We start from the raw sequence: 13162 nt of genomic DNA on the forward strand, positions 1-13162 counted from the left end.
AAGCAAAATGCGGAATTCCGCTAGAGGACGTCATAAGGAGCGAAATAGCGCACCAATATAACGATTGCCCAGCGGCGATTTCGATCTTGGCTCGTCCTCATCAACCCAATGCCTCAAGTCCAACCGGCGACCGCCGATCCGTCCCAGGCCTTGATATCGCCCCCAACAAGTTATATATTCCGACCCATCGGAAGAATTAATACCGATGGCTCAACCATGCCAGCAGTTGCCGAGATGCTGAAGGCGAGCGAGGCTGCCGTTGTCTCGCGCGTGAGCCTGCGCGACGTCAATCGCGTTATCGACGAGCACATCTTGCCGGAAGCGTTCATATCGCTCGACAACGGTCGTCATGTCCTCGCCGGAGCCTGCTCGCTTATCACGTTTTACTTCGAAAGCGCCCGCCGCCTTACCTCGGAAGAACGCCTGTCTACTATCCGGACGGCGGAGGCCCGGCTTGCGAGAGCCCGCACCCTCCCGTGGTCCGCCCTGTTGCTTGAAGATTGGACCGTGCACCACGAGTTTCTGACGATCGATCTCATGCCCTTTATGAGGGGCGCGAGCGAGCGGCTGGACGACCTTGCCGCAGCACGGGAGGTCGTCACATCGTCGGCCGACATCCTTGGTGGGACGCCTGTCATTCGAGGCACCCGCGTTCCTGTCCATGATGTTGCCGCGTCCGTATCCGCGGGCAATTCCACGGAGCGCATTCTCGAAACCTGGCCTGGCCTGGACAGAGAGAAGATCAGGCTCGCGACAATCTATGCGGAAGCTAATCCCTTGCGCGGGCGGCCCCGCGTGCTGGGCGAGCTTCCCGAAGGTTCGGTCATCCTCACAGATCGTCGCGTCCCCCGTCGCACGAAGGCGGGATGAAGTTTCTGATTGATGAGTGCCTCAGTCCTCAACTGGCTAAGATGGCGCTGGAAAAAGGTTATGGCGAAACGAGCCATGTCGTCTGGATGAAAACTGGGTGGCCTGAAAGACTGGGAGCTCACACCGATCATTCTTTAGGGCGACTGGACGTTCGTCACGAAGAACTCGGTCGACTTCCGCGGGCCGAAAGACAAGCCCGGGACGAAGGGGCAATATGCAGACGTTGCCATCCATGCCGGGCTGTCTACCTAAACCGCCCGCCCGGTATGGACCTCGATATGCAGATCGAGCTGTTCGAACAGGCTATGGCCGAACTCGACGACGATGACGATCTCGCCAATCGTGTGTTGGAAATTTCCCTCGGCGATGAGGACGAATTGCGCGTGCTCCGGTACGCACTTCCGAAGGGATAATCGTTCAGGAAGGAAAAACGGCATACAAGCTCAATAATAAGCCAGCAACGTGCTAGAACTGGTCGGACTGCCTGATACACTCCCGCTCAACGCAGGGTTCCTGCGCCAAGAACTCCAATAACGCCGAAATTCGTATCCGAGTTGCGGATAATCTGTGGCGTCACGGTGTCAATGCGAAGCTCAGAGCCATCAAGAATGCAGATCGAAGACGTCACCGCGCGCGGGCCAACCACCCTTGATCCGCTACGCAGTATAGCATTCCGTTCGATCTGGAGTTCCACGCAAGTCGCCAACCTGGGATGGCTGGTGCAAACCGTCACGATCAGTTGGCTCATGGCGACGATCTCCGCTTCGGATCTGATGGTCGCGCTTGTGCAGGCTTCAACGACGCTTCCGGCATTCATACTCTCCATTCCCGCCGGAGCAATCGCCGACACCTATAGCCGTCGATCGGTCATGATCACCGGGCTCTCATTGATTGCGCTCGCTTCCATCGTACTGGCGATTGCTGCCGCCTTCGGCTTCGTTAGTCCCTGGCTGATTCTAGGTCTGGGATTTGTCGCAGGCTGCGGCTTTGCGCTGAATGACCCCGCTTGGCATGCCTCGGTGGGCGATATCCTCGACAAGCGAGATATTCCGGCTGCGGTGACGCTTATGTCGGTCGGATACAACATGACGCGCAGCGTTGGACCGGCTTTGGGCGGAGCCATTCTCGCGTTCCTCGGTCCGTTGGCGGCCTTTCTCTTTGCCGCCTGCAGCAACTTAGCGCCTCTCGGCGCGGTGTTGCGCAACAAGTGGCACGTCCGCAAGTCTCCGCTGCCTGCAGAGCGAATTTCAACAGCAATCCATGACGGAATGCGGTTCACGGCGCTTTCTTCCGACATCCGGGCGGCGATCATACGTGCCACCCTTTTCGGCCTTGCCGCCATTGCCATACTTGCTCTTCTGCCGCTTGTCGCCCTCGATCGTTTGGCCGGCGGACCAATCATCTACGGCATACTGTTTGCCGGTTTCGGAACAGGCGCTTGCATCGCCGGACTGAACAACCGGCTCTTAAGGAGATTGATTCCTCAGGAATGGCTGATGGCGATCGCTTCCATCGCTTGCGCGTTTTGTTGCATCTCACTTGCCCTCACCTCCTCAGTACCTTTGGCGACACTTGCGCTTGTCATCGGAGGCGCCGGCTGGGTCATCACCTGGACCGGGTTCGACGTCTGGGTGCAATTGGCAAGTCCGCGCTGGGTCGTCGGCCGTACGCTCTCCATCTATTACGCATTCCTCTCCGGCGGCATGGCAGCCGGCAGTTGGATCTGGGGCACCGTCGCCCAGACCTATTCGCTTGCATCTTCTCTCGAACTTGCCGCAGCGGCCCTGTTACTCGTCGCCGCATCAGGGTTCGTCCTGCCGGTGCATCTGGCGGCCGAGGCAGACCAGCAGGGCTCGGTTTATCCGGCGCCAACGGTGGCGCTTGATCTGAAGCCCCGAAGCGGCCCGATTGCAGCGAGGACGGAATATGCCATAGACGACAGCGACCTGGACATCTTCCTCGATCACATGCGCACTCGAAGATACGCCCTGGCCCGGGCAGGCGCACGTGACTGGACGCTCCAGCGAAATCTTCGAAAGCCTTCCCGTTGGACAGAAACATTCCGCACGCCGACCTGGATGGATTTCCTGCGTTTGCATCATCGTCTCTCCCCGTGGGATCAGGAAGTCGTACAGCTTCTCGCCGCTTTGCATATGAGTGACAAGCCTCCGGAAACTGATCTTGTGATTGAGCGCACAACAGACACGCGACGGACCCGGAGCCAACCGGTCGCGCGCGTTTCGCGTCCATGAGGTGATCTTGCGATGAGGCCATTTATCGAGCAGCGGCAACGGTCCCATAATGGCGTCGGCCAGAAACAAAACCTCACGGTTCAGACTGTGGAGACTAGCCGCAAGCCGAACACAGCTCCTGGCCTGGGAGTGGCATCAACCCCTGCCATCCTGGTTCGCTCGGCTGTCGTCGATCCCTGCTCGACGACAGCCGCTTTTCCCTCGGTTTTCGATTCCGGCCTTGCCGCCACGCGCCGATGCCTGGCCCGCGAACTCTTGGACAAAGCGTCGACTGGGCAAGCGACAAATGATGGCAGACCGAAGTACGACTCCTTTCCCTCATCGCCGAATACGCCCGTCAAGCACGGCCGAAGTGACCCGCCCGAAAGAGACTGAATGACATGCCTTCAAAAGAAGAGACAGCATCCATAGGGCTATTGGCGCCACTGAAGAATTCGACGTTCCGTTCGATTTTCTTCGCGTCGCAGCTTTCCAGCCTGGGCTGGCTGATGCAGACGGTAGCGCTCAGCTGGCTCATGGCCACGGTTTCGACGTCCGATGTCATGGTTGCCCTCGTTCAGGCCTCATCCACGCTGCCAGCCTTTTTTCTTGCGATCTTCGTTGGCGCGATTGCCGACAACTACAGTCGGCGCATGGTCATGATCGTCGGTCGAAGCCTGATGATGGCGGCCTCGGCGATGCTGACGATCCTCATGGCCTTCGGCATCACCGATCCATGGATGATCCTGGCGTTCAGTTTCCTTGACGGCTGCGGTATCGCATTGAGCGATCCTGCTTGGCGCGCTTCGCTTGGCGATATGCTGGAGCGCCGCCATCTGCCGTCGGCCGTGACACTTCTTAATGTCGGCTTCAACACGGTCCGTAGCGTCGGTCCCGCCCTCGGCGGCATCATCGTTGCTGTATTCGGGCCGCTCGTCACATTCGCGCTCACCACCTTCGGCTTCGTCGCGCCCCTCACCGCCCTGTGGCGAAACAAGTGGACCGTGAAAGCGTCGCCCCTCCCCCGGGAAGCGCTCATGACGGCCATCTATGATGGCCTGCGCTTCACCGCGATATCCTCCGAAATCAAGGCGACCATTGTCCGCGGGACGCTCTTTGGGCTGACCGGAACCTCAATGCTGGCGCTCCTGCCGCTCGTCGCGAGAGACCTTTTGAAGGGCGGCCCGATCGACTACGGTATTCTCATGGGGGGCTTTGGCGCCGGCGCGCTGGTCGCGGGGCTCGTGAACCCGCCACTCAGGCGCGCGGTCACGCAGGAGCTGCTGATCGTTCTGGCATGCGTCGCGTGTGCGGCATGTGCCATCTCACTTGCTCTGACGTCCTCCCTTATCATCGCAACAGTCTGCCTTGCCTTCGGGGGCGCAGGCTGGGTGACGGGATGGTCGGGGTTCGGCGTCAATGTGCAGTTGGCAAGCCCACGTTGGGTCGTGGGTCGCACGATTTCCATCTACAGCGCCTTCACCTATGGGGGGATTGCCGGGGGCAGTTGGCTCTGGGGAATTATCGCGGAAAATCATTCCCTCTCCCTGTCCCTGGCATGTTCTGCTGCGTCCTCCTTGGTTGTTGCGGCACTTGGGGTCAAGCTCCCGATCAGCAACCGCCTAGAGTCGGAGCTCGAAGCCTCCGGCGCTTTCGATGCGCCTGTGCCGGCACTTGATCTGAAGCCGCGAAGTGGCCCGATCCTGGTCACGACAGAATACGCTGTGGCGGACGAGAATGCTGACCTTTTTCTTGAAATCATGCGCAGGCGTCGGCTGGTTCAAAGCCGCGTCGGTGCACGCCAGTGGACACTCACGCGCGACGTTCAGCAGCCTTCGCGATGGCTCGAGACCTTCCGGACGCCGACCTGGACGGATTACCATCGCCTTCATCACCGCCTCAACGAAGCGGACAAGCGCCTGGACGACGAGCTCAAGGCGTTGAGCGTGGCGTACGACCTCCCGCGAACAACCATTCTGGTGGAGCGCCCGACGGCTGCGCGCAAGTCCGCGCCCGTGCCATACGTTTCGCAGAAGTAGGGATGTCAGCAGACATCTTCCCAACGGGGTCTATATTGGTGGCTATTTTTCTTTGGAAAGCTTCGAGCGTCACCGGAAAACCGCTCTCCAGTTTCATATTCCTGATTACGCCACAGCTTGTCGTTATGCACTATTCGCAATTGACCCTCGCCGATCGGCGGCGCCTGCATCATTTAGTCGAGCGCAAGGTGCCGATCAACGAGATAGCACGTAAGCTCGGCCGTCACCGATCGACCATCAATCGTGAGATCAGGCGCAATACGCTCCATGACCGCAAACTTCCCGAATATAGTGGCTACGTCTCGACGGTTGCCGACGATATCGCCAAGAAACGCCGGCGACGCTTGAGAAAGCTGCGACGTCATCGGCGACCACAGGTCGGGTCGCTCTCATCTTTTCCCTCCCATGAGAACACCGCCCCCACCGCTGCAGTAGTCAGCTCGCAAAATCTGATTTGAGGAGCGATATGATGTCGACTTCGATTTTGACTGCTTTGACAGTGTGCGCGGGCCTAAGCACGTTGGTGCTGATGGTGGCGCAGCTTCTTCATTGACGCACGAAGCTTTCAGCGTCCGCTTGGTGACCAACCATTAGTCTGAACTTTACGGCGAGGCGGAATTCTGGCAAACTTCTGCCATCGTGGTCAGGACATGACGTCCTTTAGACCAAAGTTATCGGAGCTCCTTTCCATCCGATATCTCTCACTTCTCTGGCCCTGCGGATTCCCCCTCAGGGCTTTCCTTTGTGCTGAGCCGTGCCGGGTGCCGAAATGATGGACGAAACCAGAGAATACCTGATGGATCAGCGCAGCACGCTACTGTTCCAGATCGAGCGGGCGAAGCATCATCTTGCCGGCCTTGAGGCTGATGCGATCAAGATCATCAACAGCAAGGCCTCCCTGCCTGCTGCCGATATCGCCATCATTACCGAGGACTTGGCGGAGCACCTGAGAAGCGAGATCGAGGCGCTGTGCTGGGCGATCGACCATATTGACCACGAGCTGGAATATCTCGACGGCGATGATGAGTTTGAGCCGTTCACCGGGCGTGAAGCTCGTTCGCGCGGTACAATCGACAGACCTGGTAATGCGTTGTTTCTTCGGACTTCATGACAACGGTGTTTCGCACAGCAACGCCCAAGCGGGCACCCAAAAGCAAAAAGCCCCTATCCGATTAGGGATAGGGGCACAGTTTCCATGAAGTGCTCTGTTTCAATCGTCGGAGGCACACTTCCGACCGCTGAATTAGAACGTGATAATGGCGTGGATCATATACGCCCTTCGGCCTGCGGGCGCGGCCTGTTCGGGAATCAGCATTTTATGAGCGGCGTTGCTACTTGCAGCGCCGTTATTGTTTTGAAAGATGGTGGGACGGGTGCCGAGGCGGGCGCCCGGGCAAAACCTTTGAGTGTAGATTCCGATGATTTACCGGACGGCGTTCCGATCAAAAACCGGACACGATTGGAGTGAACCCCCAGACTGAGACAAGGAAAATCGCGGACAGTTTCCCCGCAAGGAGAGGAAACTGGGCATGGCCGGACGGCAAAGAATTATTGATGATGACCAAAAGCTGGAGCTTCTCCGGCGCATGGAGGCGGGCGAAACCGTCAGCAAGTTGGCAGATGAGGTTGGTATCAGTCGCCAACGACTTTACGAGTGGCGTGATCATCTCAGGCTTCATGGTAATCTGAAGTCACGTCGGCGCGGCCGGCCGGCCAGGACGGCAGGAGTTGACGGGACCGCACAGCTGCAGAGTGCAGTCGATGTGCCGGCACCTCAGGAAAAGGCACTGACCAAGGCCAGGCGCCGGATCAGGGAACTGGAGCAGAAGGTCGGGCAGCAGCAGCTCGATCTCGATTTTTTTCGCGAAGCCTTGCGGCACTTCGAGGAAGATCAGCGTCGGAGCAGCGCTCCTGGCGAAACGGCATCTTCAACGTCATCGAAAAGATGATGAGCGGCCTGTCGCAAGGCGAATTCAACGTCGACAGAATGTGCTGGCTCGCTGGTGTCAGCCGCGCGAGCTATTACCGTCACTGGCTGGATTCGGCCCCTCGTCGGGCCGAGACGGGTTTGCGCGATCTCATTCAGAAGCTGGCTCTCGGCAACACACACTACGGCTACCGCCGGATTGGAGCCCTGCTGCGACGGGAGGGGTGGCAAGTCAATCACAAATGCGTTCTACGGATCATGCGTGAAGACAATCTGTTGTGCCTGCGCGCTAGACCCTTTATTCCTGTGACGACCAACTCCAGGCATGGTTGGCACGTCGTGCCGAACCTCGCGAGGGGAATGATCCTCAATGGCGTAAACCAGCTATGGGTTGCCGATATCACCTTCCTGCATCTGGCCGAGGAGTTTGCCTTCCTTGCCGTTGTCCTTGACGCGTTTAGCCGCAGGGTAGTCGGATGGGCGCTGGATACGCATCTTAGAGCAAGCCTTGCCATCGAGGCTCTCGAGATGGCCATCGCTGATCGCCAGCCCGTACCCGGGAGCCTCATCCATCATTCCGACCGCGGAGTTCAATACGCCTGCGGGGCCTACACCGAATTACTGCATCGTCGGGGGATCCAAGCGAGCATGAGCCGTGTCGGAAATCCTTATGACAATGCGAAGGCGGAGAGCTTCATGAAAACCCTGAAGCAGGAAGAGGTGCAAGGTCTCGCCTATAAGGATGCAAATGATGCCCGCAGGCGCATTGGCGCTTTCATCGATACCGTTTACAACACGCAGCGCCTGCATTCGGCGCTCGATTATCTCACGCCGGAGGAGTACGAACAGAAGCATTCAGGTGGACGACAGATGGAAAAGGCTGCATAGCTTAACGTGGGGTGTCCGCGATTTTCCTTGTCTCAGTCTGGGGGTTCACTCCACGATTCCGAGAATTAACCGGACGCGATTCCGATTTGATACCGGACGTTTTTCAACGTAAGCAGTGCCCCTGGGTCAGCAACCTTGGCATGCATTTCCTTTTGAACTTGAGGAGATGGCATGTCGAAGAGACGAAGGCTGACCATGAGACAACTACGACATTTACTTCGACTGCGATCAGATGGCGTGAGCGTTCGCGATATTGCCGATCTGCTCGGGATTGCCCGCAGCACGGTGCAGGACGGGATCGGGCGAGCTGCGACGGCAGGGCTATCCTGGCCTTTGCCTGCCGATCTGACGGACGACGTCCTGGAATGTAAACTTTTCGCCCGGCAAGGCACCAAACAAGGGGTACGGCGACTACCAGAGCCGGATTGGAGTGTCATTGCGGTCGAGCTGAAGAAGCCCGGCGTGACCCTGACGATCCTGTGGGAGGAATATCGAGCCGTCTATCCTGATGGCTACGGCTTCAGTCGGTTCTGCGACCTGTTCCGCGGCTTTGAGCGGCGTCTGACGCCAACGATGCGGCAGGTCCACATTGCTGGCGACAAGGTGTTCGTCGATTATTCCGGCAAGAAGCTGCCGATCGTCGATCGCAAGACCGGCGAGATCCGCGAGGCGGAGATCTTTGTCGGCGTGCTCGGTGCATCGAGTTATGCCTTTGCAGAAGCCACCTGGACTCAGACCCTGCCGGACTGGATCGGCTCGCACGTGCGCATGTTCGCCTATTTCGGCGGCGTGCCGCGCCTTATCGTCTACGATTACGTGCCCGGGCACGTAATCGGGGTTTTGTGTCCCGAACGGTTATGCGCCCCGGCGGGCGTAAGTTTCTGTGATCAAACGACCAGATTGTCTGTGGCGGCACATCTCTGGCGAACAACGAGCGCACCCTCCTATTCCCCTTAATTCAGAATGGAGGTTGTCATGTTGGAACACTTTTTCGTCAAACCACAAACTATCGATCGGATTATGGATTGCTGGCTAGGGCCGCAGATCGAGCAGTATGTGAAGGCTTTGTGCGAACGTGCCTATACGCCTCGAAGCATCTATCGCCGCGTTCCCGTGCTGGTGAAGTTTGCGGCATTCACTGCCGGCCAGAATGTCGAACGTATAGAACAAGCGGAAGGGCTCTTCGAGCCGTTCATCGCTGATTGGTTGTCAAATCGTCATTCCGGTCGATCGGCTGATGCACGTCGACGCGACCGCAACTTTGTCACTGGCATCATGCGGCATTTCTTCAGCCTGGTCGTATGGAAGGCAGGCGATGACCGCACCAGACCTTCGCTGCCCGATCCATTTGCAATCCAGATTCCAGGGTTCTTCGATTATCTCCGAGATGAGCGAGGGTTGCGGCAAAGCTCCATCGCGCATTACCGGCATTACCTTCGCGTCTTCGAGCGACATCTCGGCGATATAGGATGCGATCCGAAGTCGCTTACATTACCGGTGGTGACGACCTTCATCACGACACAGGCCTCGCATTTCGGCCGCACCGTGATGATCAGTCTTGCCAGCATCCTGCGGGTCTTCCTGCGATACCTGCATCGGGAACACGTCCTTCAGCGCGACATCAGCAAGCTGGTCGAGATACCTCAACGTTATCGGCTGGCCGATATCCCTCGATCGATTAGTTGGAGTTCGGTCCAGGATATGCTCGATCAGGTGGACCGGCGCACCGTGGTTGGCCGGCGCGACTACGCCATGCTGCTGCTGATGGCCGTTTATGGGCTGCGCTCCCGTGAAGTAGCGCTGCTGACGCTCGACGATGTCGACTGGAAGCGCGATCGGCTGCATGTGCACGGGCGCAAGGCCGAGCACAGCACCACCTATCCGCTGGCCCCCGTCGTTGGTGAGGCGATCGTGGATTACCTCAGGAACGGGCGGCCTGACGTTCAAAGCCGATTGCTTTTCTGGCGGCATTTGGCCCCACAATCGCCACTTACACACTCTGCGGTGTCGGCCACTGCCAGCAAGTATCTTCATCGCGCGGGGATTCCGGTTAGCCGTCCAGGATCACACACTCTCCGTCATGCCTGCGTCCAGCGCCTGGTAGACACGGGGTTTTCGCTCAAGACCATCGGCGATTATGTCGGGCATCGCGCTGCCTCCTCGACCATGATTTACGCGAAGGTCCAGGTCGATGGCTTGCGGGAAGTAGCTCTGGGTGATGGGGAGGATCTGCAATGAGCCCGCGTCTTCCCGAGCCTTCAAGCCCGATCGCACCCTACATCGTCGCTTTCCTTCGCCACAAGCGCGCGCTCAACCGGCGCTATGACGTCGAAGACAAGGTGCTGCGGATGTTCGACGGCTACCTCAACGCTCAAGCGGTGACGAACCTGACCGAGATCACCCCGGCGCTCCTCGATGCATTCTTCCTGAGCCGTCCGCGCTCGCGGCCTCGAAGCTTCAACCATCTGATCGGCGTCGTCGGCCGGCTGTTCGAGTGGATGGTCGAGCATGACTTTATTGATCGTTCTCCTGTCACGATGAAGCCGCGCCGCCGAGGTAATCCGAGACCGCCCTGCATCCTGGATCTGCGGACCGCTCAACAGCTCATCGATCGCGCCGCCGAGCTCCCGGATCAGAACAACGCCCCGCTTCGCGGGCCTGCCTATGCCATCATCTTCAGCCTGTTGTTCGGGCTTGGTCTGCGCGTCGGCGAGGTTGCGCGCCTGCGCTGGCGGGATGTCGATCGGGATCGTGACGTGCTCACCATTCGCGAGACGAAGTTTTCCAAGTCAAGGCTCATTCCCATGGGGCCGCAGCTGGCACAGCGCCTTTATGCGTTCATGACGCTGCGATCACAGCACGTAGTTTCGGTTACCCCCGACACGCCGCTGTTTTCTTTCCTGCGGGGTCGAGCGGTGAACCCCGGCACGATCAGTATCATTTTCCGTTCGCTGGCCGATCAATTGGACATACCAATCCCAGCGGGAGGAACGCCGGCTCACGTGCATGATCTGCGACACAGCTTTGCGGTCGGGCGACTTCTGCGGTGGTATCGCGACGGACATAATCCCACCGACAAGCTCGTTAAGCTGTCGACCTTCATGGGCCACGTGGACCCCGCTTCCACCGCCGTCTATCTCACCGTTACAGCCGATCTCCTTGAAGCCGCCGGCCAGCGCTTCGAACGCTTTGCAGCACCGCTTTCGTATGGAGGACGGCCATGAGAACCGTCGGCAGCCTCGTCTATCAGTTCTTCGAACACCATCTCAAAGCCGAGAAGGGTCTGGCGTCCACCTCGATCCGGAGCTACCGCGACGGGATCCGGTTGTTTCTCCTATTCTTGGCCCGGGAGAACCGAACCCCGATCAGCAAGCTCAGGCTGAGAACCTCAGCGCCGACAATGTGCGGGCATTTCTCGCCCATCTTGAATCCGAGCGCGGCAACGGCATCCGAGCACGGAACCACCGGCTAGCAATGCTGCACACCTTCTTCGCCAATGCCGGGGGCCAGGAACCTATAGTGCTGCCGGAGGCCGAACGCGTCGCCGCCATCCCAAGGAAGCGTGCGCAGCCAGCAGCCACCTATTATCTCGAGCGCGACGAGGTCGAACGGCTCTTCGACAAACTGCCGCGCAGCGGAAAGCTGGCCATCCGCGACAAGGCGCTGCTCATGTTCCTGTACAATACGGGCGCCCGCGCAACGGAAGTCACCGGACTGATCGTCGATCAGTTGGTTTTGACCTCCTCACCGCGGGTGAACCTGCACGGCAAGGGCGACAAGTGGCGGACCTGTCCACTATGGCCCGAGACTGCCCGCCTGCTTGGCGAGATGCTGCGTAACCGACGCCACCCAGCCGCTACAGAAAGTCCGGTATTCCTCAGCAACGTCGGGAAGCCGCTGACGCGGTTCGGCCTATATAAGCTTGTCCGGCGTCATGGTTCGAATATTCGCATTGGCAATGGACAGAGGTCCATATCTCCACATGTTTGGAGACACACGACGGCCGTTCATCTCCTCGAGTCCGGCGTCGACGTGAACGTCATAAGAGGCTGGCTTGGCCACGTCAGCCTCGATACAACCAACCGATATGCCGAGATTAGCATCAGGATGAAGCAGGAGGCGCTTGAGGCTTGCCAGGGACTTGCTAGTTCTTCGGTGGGACCTCCCCGAAAGCCAGTCTGGCAGAGCGAGCCAAAGCTTCTCGAATGGCTCGCCGACCTCTGATCGTTATGTGCCCCGTGTCGGCGAGAGCGCTTGGATCACCAGGCTGCGGGGCACATAACCGTTCGGGACACAAAATCCGGATAATTTGAAGTCCGGCGTCAACAAGGCGAGCTTCTACGATCCGGAGATCAACCACAGCTTCGGCAGGATGGCTGCCCATTACGGCGTCGGCGTGCTTCCGGCGCGACCGAAGCGGCCGAAAGACAAGCCAAAAGTCGAGGCCGGCGTACGTTTCGCCCAGAGCTGCATCCTCGGCCGGCTACGCAATCAGACCTTCTTTTCACTGGAGGAAGCTAACGCCGCCATCCGGGATGCCGTCGAGCGGATCAACACGCACGTCATGAAGCGGTTGGGCCAAACCCGCCAGGAGATGTTCAAGACCATGGAACGCCCGGCACTCGCGGCTCTTCCGGCAGAGGACTACGAATACGCCGAGTGGAAGCTGGCGCGGGTCTCGACCGACTACCATGTCGAGTTCGAGCACTATTTCTACTCCGTGCCCCATACCCTGATCCGACAGCAGGTGGATATCAGGGCCACGGGCCGCACGATCGAGGTCTTCTTCAAGGGCAAGAGGATCGCAGTCCACCAGCGTCGTTACGGCGGATCACGCTACGGAACCGATCCTGACCATATGCCCAGCTCGCACCGGCGCTATGCCGAATGGTCGCCTGCAAGGTTCCAGCGCTGGGGCGCTTCCATTGGGCCTCAGACCGAGGGGCTGATCATCGCTATCCTGGCCAGCCGTCCTCATCCGGAACAAGGCTTTCGAACCTGCCTCGGCGTGCTGAAGCTCTATCGGGCAATTCCTACGATGCAGGCCGAGGCGGTGTCCGCCCGTGCCGTCGAGATCGGCGGACTGACCTGCAAAAGCATCACCGCGCTCATCAGCACCTACAAGGCACCACGACATTCCGCCGAACCTGCCGCCGTCGGCGAGCATGCCAATCTTCGCGGCAAAGCCTACTTTCATTAACGAGACA

General features: G+C 58.9%; 13 protein-coding genes and 1 pseudogene. All 14 read left to right on the top strand.

The genetic code is table 11. From position 1 onward, the window contains the following. Nucleotides 1–216 precede the first annotated feature (216 nt). Nucleotides 217–870, top strand: coding sequence for a DUF433 domain-containing protein (locus RTCIAT899_RS21785; protein WP_004118290.1), 654 nt, complete (start codon nt 217–219; stop codon nt 868–870). Then, on the top strand, nt 867–1283 hold the full coding sequence (locus tag RTCIAT899_RS33645; protein WP_004118284.1) for a hypothetical protein: 417 nt from the start codon (nt 867–869) through the stop codon (nt 1281–1283). Before RTCIAT899_RS21785 ends, RTCIAT899_RS33645 begins: the two co-directional genes overlap by 4 nt. Before the next feature lie 195 nt (nt 1284–1478). Beyond that, entirely contained in the window at nt 1479–3122 is a 1644-nt protein-coding gene (locus RTCIAT899_RS21795) for an MFS transporter (RefSeq protein ID WP_004118282.1), read from the top strand. A gap of 380 nt (nt 3123–3502) precedes the next feature. Beyond that, nucleotides 3503–5140 carry an MFS transporter gene (locus tag RTCIAT899_RS21800; protein ID WP_004118281.1) on the top strand — a complete coding sequence of 546 codons (1638 nt, stop codon included), beginning with the start codon at nt 3503–3505 and terminating at the stop codon, nt 5138–5140. A gap of 125 nt (nt 5141–5265) precedes the next feature. Next, a pseudogene (locus tag RTCIAT899_RS32460) lies at nt 5266–5505 on the top strand (helix-turn-helix domain-containing protein); the annotation flags it as partial. A gap of 404 nt (nt 5506–5909) precedes the next feature. After that, nucleotides 5910–6251, top strand: a complete 342-nt coding sequence (locus tag RTCIAT899_RS21810) for a hypothetical protein (RefSeq protein WP_210305352.1) — start codon at nt 5910–5912, stop codon at nt 6249–6251. A gap of 418 nt (nt 6252–6669) precedes the next feature. Next, on the top strand, nt 6670–7089 hold the full coding sequence (locus tag RTCIAT899_RS21815) for a helix-turn-helix domain-containing protein (protein WP_041678080.1): 420 nt from the start codon (nt 6670–6672) through the stop codon (nt 7087–7089). Continuing rightward, a complete protein-coding gene (locus RTCIAT899_RS21820) occupies nt 7089–7955 on the top strand; it encodes an IS3 family transposase (protein ID WP_015342033.1) in 867 nt (288 codons plus the stop codon). Before RTCIAT899_RS21815 ends, RTCIAT899_RS21820 begins: the two co-directional genes overlap by 1 nt. Before the next feature lie 171 nt (nt 7956–8126). After that, nucleotides 8127–8912, top strand: coding sequence for a transposase (locus RTCIAT899_RS21825; protein WP_183932622.1), 786 nt, complete (start codon nt 8127–8129; stop codon nt 8910–8912). An 18-nt stretch (nt 8913–8930) separates the two neighbouring features. Continuing rightward, nucleotides 8931–10193 (top strand): tyrosine-type recombinase/integrase, encoded by a 1263-nt coding sequence (locus RTCIAT899_RS21830; protein ID WP_004118273.1) that lies wholly within the window; start codon nt 8931–8933, stop codon nt 10191–10193. Beyond that, nucleotides 10190–11179: a tyrosine-type recombinase/integrase gene (locus tag RTCIAT899_RS21835; protein ID WP_004118271.1), complete on the top strand. Its 990-nt coding sequence runs from the start codon at nt 10190–10192 to the stop codon at nt 11177–11179. The genes RTCIAT899_RS21830 and RTCIAT899_RS21835 overlap by 4 nt, the downstream gene beginning before the upstream one ends. Beyond that, entirely contained in the window at nt 11176–11427 is a 252-nt protein-coding gene (locus tag RTCIAT899_RS34240; RefSeq protein WP_240535427.1) for a site-specific integrase, read from the top strand. Before RTCIAT899_RS21835 ends, RTCIAT899_RS34240 begins: the two co-directional genes overlap by 4 nt. A gap of 2 nt (nt 11428–11429) precedes the next feature. Continuing rightward, nucleotides 11430–12179 carry a tyrosine-type recombinase/integrase gene (locus RTCIAT899_RS21840; RefSeq protein ID WP_240535426.1) on the top strand — a complete coding sequence of 250 codons (750 nt, stop codon included), beginning with the start codon at nt 11430–11432 and terminating at the stop codon, nt 12177–12179. 85 nt (nt 12180–12264) lie between these two features. Continuing rightward, entirely contained in the window at nt 12265–13155 is an 891-nt protein-coding gene (locus RTCIAT899_RS21845; protein ID WP_200863263.1) for a transposase, read from the top strand. The last annotated feature ends 7 nt before the right edge of the window (nt 13156–13162 follow it).

Source organism: Rhizobium tropici CIAT 899 (assembly GCF_000330885.1).
In the GTDB taxonomy this organism is placed as follows: Bacteria; Pseudomonadota; Alphaproteobacteria; order Rhizobiales; family Rhizobiaceae; genus Rhizobium; species Rhizobium tropici.

Excerpts from the sequence above, each read along its gene's own strand:
- RTCIAT899_RS21815 (WP_041678080.1), top strand. The coding sequence starts at position 6,670 with ATGGCCGGACGGCAAAGAATTATTGATGATGACCAAAAGCTGGAGCTT.
- RTCIAT899_RS33645 (WP_004118284.1), top strand. The coding sequence starts at position 867 with ATGAAGTTTCTGATTGATGAGTGCCTCAGTCCTCAACTGGCTAAGATG.
- RTCIAT899_RS21785 (WP_004118290.1), top strand. The coding sequence starts at position 217 with ATGCCAGCAGTTGCCGAGATGCTGAAGGCGAGCGAGGCTGCCGTTGTC.
- RTCIAT899_RS21840 (WP_240535426.1), top strand. The coding sequence starts at position 11,430 with ATGCTGCACACCTTCTTCGCCAATGCCGGGGGCCAGGAACCTATAGTG.
- RTCIAT899_RS34240 (WP_240535427.1), top strand. The coding sequence starts at position 11,176 with ATGAGAACCGTCGGCAGCCTCGTCTATCAGTTCTTCGAACACCATCTC.
- RTCIAT899_RS21810 (WP_210305352.1), top strand. The coding sequence starts at position 5,910 with ATGATGGACGAAACCAGAGAATACCTGATGGATCAGCGCAGCACGCTA.
- RTCIAT899_RS21825 (WP_183932622.1), top strand. The coding sequence starts at position 8,127 with ATGTCGAAGAGACGAAGGCTGACCATGAGACAACTACGACATTTACTT.
- RTCIAT899_RS21835 (WP_004118271.1), top strand. The coding sequence starts at position 10,190 with ATGAGCCCGCGTCTTCCCGAGCCTTCAAGCCCGATCGCACCCTACATC.
- RTCIAT899_RS21800 (WP_004118281.1), top strand. The coding sequence starts at position 3,503 with ATGCCTTCAAAAGAAGAGACAGCATCCATAGGGCTATTGGCGCCACTG.
- RTCIAT899_RS21820 (WP_015342033.1), top strand. The coding sequence starts at position 7,089 with ATGAGCGGCCTGTCGCAAGGCGAATTCAACGTCGACAGAATGTGCTGG.
- RTCIAT899_RS21795 (WP_004118282.1), top strand. The coding sequence starts at position 1,479 with ATGCAGATCGAAGACGTCACCGCGCGCGGGCCAACCACCCTTGATCCG.
- RTCIAT899_RS21830 (WP_004118273.1), top strand. The coding sequence starts at position 8,931 with ATGTTGGAACACTTTTTCGTCAAACCACAAACTATCGATCGGATTATG.